We start from the raw sequence: 4,411 nt of genomic DNA on the forward strand, positions 1-4,411 counted from the left end.
TGGCCAGGCGCGGCGTGGCGGCGGCTAGTAACGCCTACCTCATTTTGAATACCATTTTTGGAAATGTCTCATGGAAATTAAGGTCAACTTTCTCGACAAGCTTCGTCTTGAAGCCAAGTTCGATGATTTCACGGTGGTGGCCGACCAGCCTATCCGCTACAAGGGCGATGGCTCGGCGCCCGGTCCCTTCGATTACTTTCTGGCCTCATCGGCCTTGTGTGCGGCTTACTTCGTGAAGTTGTACTGCGTCACCCGCAACATCCCGACCGAGAATATCCGCCTGTCGCAAAATAATATTGTCGACCCGGAAAACCGTTACCAGCAGATTTTCAAGATCCAGGTCGAATTGCCGGCGGATATCTCCGCTTACGACCGACAGGGCATCTTGCGCTCCATCGAACGTTGCACGGTAAAAAAAGTCGTGCAGGCCGGCCCCGAGTTCGTGATTGAAGAGGTCGAGAACCTCGATGCCGATGCCCAGGCCTTGCTGACCTTGAAGCCGGCTTCGGACGCCAGCACCTATATCCCGGGCAAGGATTTGCCGTTGGAGCAAACCATCGCCAATATGTCGGGCGTGCTGGCGGGCCTGGGCATCAAGATTGAAATCGCTTCGTGGCGCAATATCATTCCCAATGTGTGGTCGCTGCATATCCGCGATGCGCACTCGCCGATGTGTTTTACCAATGGCAAAGGCGCGACCAAGGAAAGCGCGCTGGCGTCGGCATTGGGCGAGTATATCGAGCGGCTCAATAACAACCATTTCTACGCCGGTGCGTTTTGGGGCGAAGACATCGCCAACGCGGCGTTTGTACATTACCCGAACGAACGATGGTTCCAGCCTGGCCCCGACGACGCGCTGCCGGCCGAGATTCTTGATGAATACTGCCTGCCCATTTACGATCCCGATGGCGAATTGCGCGCGTCGCACCTGGTCGACACCAACTCCGGAAATGTGCAGCGCGGTATCTGTTCACTGCCGTATGTGCGGCAGTCGGACGGCGAAGTGGTGTATTTCCCATCCAACCTGGTTGAAAACCTCTACGTCAGCAATGGCATGAGTGCCGGCAATACGCTGGCCGAAGCGCAGGTGCAATGCCTGTCCGAAATTTTCGAACGGGCGGTAAAGCGTGAAATCCTGGAAGGTGAAATCGCACTGCCCGACGTGCCGCACGAAGTGCTGGCGAAATATCCCGGCATCCTGGCCGGCATTCAGGGCCTGGAAGAGCAGGGCTTTCCAGTGCTGGTAAAGGATGCGTCGCTGGGCGGAATCTACCCGGTGATGTGCGTCACCCTGATGAACCCGCGGACCGGCGGTGTCTTTGCTTCGTTCGGCGCGCATCCGAGCTTCGAGGTGGCGCTGGAACGGAGTCTGACGGAATTGCTGCAGGGCCGCAGTTTTGAAGGTCTGAACGATCTTCCGCAGCCCACCTTCGAAAGCAATGCCGTCACTGAGCCGTACAACTTTGTTGAACACTTCATCGATTCCAGCGGCGTGGTGTCGTGGCGCTTTTTCAGCGCCAAAGCGAATTATGATTTTGTCGAGTGGGATTTTTCTGGGCAAGGTGAAATTTCCAATGCCGAGGAAGCCGCGACCCTGTTCGGCATTCTTGAAGACATGGGCAAGGAGGTGTACATGGCGGTGTATGACCAGCTCGGCGCCGTTGCCTGCCGGATCCTGGTGCCCGGCTATTCGGAAATTTATCCTGTCGACGATCTGATCTGGGATAACACCAACAAGGCGCTGTTGTTCCGCGCCGATATCCTGAACCTGCACCGCCTGGACGACGCAAGCCTGGAAGCGTTGCTTGATCGCCTGGAGAACAATGAGCTCGATGAACACTCCGACATCGCCACCCTGATCGGCATCGAATTTGACGAGAACACGGAGTGGGGCCAGCTGACGGTTCTCGAGCTGAAGCTGCTCATTCATCTCGCCTTGCAGCAATTCGAAGAGGCGCACGAACTGGTGGGCGCCTTCCTGCAGTACAACGACAACACGGTCGAGCGAAAGTTGTTTTATCAAGCCTTGAACGTGGTGCTGGAAGTGCTGCTCGACGACGACCTGGAGCTGGACGATTTCGTGGGCAATTTCCGCCGGATGTTTGGCAACCCGCGGATGGACGCGGTGCTGGGTTCGGTGGACGGCAGCGTGCGCTTTTACGGCTTGACGCCGACCAGTATGAAACTGGAGGGCCTCGACAGGCACCACCGCCTGATCGACAGCTACCAGAAATTGCATGCGGCGCGGGCAAAGACGGCGGCAGCCGGCTAGGGTGGCAAGTCATGGCCGGGTGCGGTGATGTCGTTCATCCCCGGCACAAACGGATGGTCGCTACCTGAGCGACCATCCGTGTAATTTCTTCATCGAAGCAGATCTCAGCGATCATCCGGAAGCGGATGCCTGGCAACCACGGCCTTGATTTCCCGAGCGTTTGTCGAGAGAGGCAAGACCGTGGTGGGCATGCGAAAATCGTCTGAATGAAAAATTCGTCACACACATTTCCCTGGGTAAATGTCGACGGCAAGGTGCCGTCCCTCATGTGTCGGTTGGATTGGTCGGCATGCGCAATCGGCTCTCCTGAAACCTGGCCGCAGCAACTCCATACGGTGATGGGCCTGGTCCTGCAATCCCGCTCCCCGGCGGCCGTCATATGGGGTGATGAGCTGGCCACCTTGTACAACGATGCCTATGCAGCGCAACTGGGTGACAAGCATCCTGCCTCGCTGGGGAAAAGTTTCAGCTCGATGTGGTCCGAGATATGGCCCGAGATAAAACCCATCATCGACGATGCCATGGCGGGCAAGTCCTCTTACTTCGAGGACGTTCCTTACACAGTCCTGCCGACCGGCATTCCTACGCAGCGTTGGTACACCTCCTCCTTTTCTCCTGTCACCGATAGCAATGGAAACGTAGTCGGGATATACATCACGGCGATCGAGACGACTCGCAGGATGCAGGCGGAATGCCTGTATGCGTTTCAGTCCGAGCTTGCAGAGCATCTGCGTCACCTGATCGTGCCAGACGACATCACCGCTGCTGCAAGTGAAATGCTTGGCAAATATCTCGGCGTGGCACGCGTCGCCTATGCCGCTGCCGATGAATCTGGCGAAACTGTCAGCATTGAACGTGACTGGACCGACGGCAAATTGCCATCGATGGCTGGGGCGGTATTGCGCCTCGATGAATTCGGTCCCTTGATCGCTGAAGCGATCCGGGCGGGGGAAACGTTGGTGGTCGCTGATGTGACAACCGACCAACGCTCCGCCGCCTATACGAATGCCTATGCCACCAATGGCGTGCGGTCTTTCGTGGCCATTCCGCTGATGAAAGCGGGACGGCTGCGCGCGATTCTGAGTCTGCATGATTCCCGCCCGCATTACTGGACCGATCATGAGATCGCTTTGGCTCAAGACATGGTCGATCGCACCTGGTCTGCCTTGGAGAACGCGCGTACCCAAAATGAACTGCGCCGCGAGCGGGATCAGAGCCAGTACATCTTCGACAGCATGACTGAAGGGTTCGCGGTGCTGGATCGCTATTGGACAGTCTTGCGCATGAATGGAGAGGGTCTGCGGATTACCCAACGTTCCGCTTCCGAGGTAATTGGGCGCAACCATTGGGACATCTGGCCCGAGCTCAAAGGCACCGAAACGGCGGCGATTTTCCATCGCGTGATGGAGACAGGCAAAGCGGAAATTGTCGAGGTCCCCTTTGTCTTGCCGAATAAGAAGAAAGCGTGGATTGAAACTCGTGTTTATCCATCTCTCGATGGTGGAATAGCCTTCTTCTTTCGTGACATTACAGACCGCAAGGTGGTGGAAGAAAAGCTGCAGGAAGCCGACCGGCGCAAGGACGAGTTCCTGGCGATGCTGGCGCATGAATTGAGGAATCCGCTGGCACCCATCGGCGCGGCCGCCGAATTGCTGCAGATGGTGAAGCTGGATGAAGAACGGGTGCGCCAGACCAGCCGGATCATCGGCCGGCAGGTGCACCACATGACCAGTCTGGTGGACGATCTGCTCGATGTATCGCGGCTCACGCGGGGTCTGGTCGAGCTCGACAATGCGCCACTCGACATCCGGCACATCGTGGCCGATGCGGTGGAACAGGTTACGTCGCTGATCCAGTCCCGGCGGCATCACTTCGCCTTGCACCTGCCGCCCGAGACCACCATGGTCATGGGCGACAAGAAGCGCCTGGTGCAGGTCATTGCCAATATTCTCAATAACGCCGCCAAGTACACGCAGGAGGGGGGCAACATTGTGCTGAAGGTCGAGGTGCACGCTGCGCATGTCGTCATCGAAATCGGCGATAACGGCGTCGGCATGTCCCCGGATCTGACGGCCCGCGCATTCGACCTGTTCGCCCAGGCCGAGCGCACCCCCGATCGGTCCTCGGGCGGGCTGGGAC

Annotated in this window: 2 protein-coding genes; both read left to right on the forward strand. The window is 57.7% G+C overall.

The annotated features are described in order from the left end of the window. Nucleotides 1–70 precede the first annotated feature (70 nt). Complete coding sequence (locus V7080_RS24340; protein WP_334190963.1) at nucleotides 71–2,272, forward strand: OsmC domain/YcaO domain-containing protein; 2,202 nt, start codon at nucleotides 71–73, stop codon at nucleotides 2,270–2,272. Between the two features lie 206 nt (nucleotides 2,273–2,478). Continuing rightward, nucleotides 2,479–4,411 (forward strand): sensor histidine kinase (locus tag V7080_RS24345; RefSeq protein ID WP_334190964.1); only part of this gene is annotated, 1,933 nt, incomplete at its 3' end.

Source organism: Noviherbaspirillum sp. (assembly GCF_036846085.1).
Lineage (GTDB): Bacteria > Pseudomonadota > Gammaproteobacteria > Burkholderiales > Burkholderiaceae_D > Noviherbaspirillum.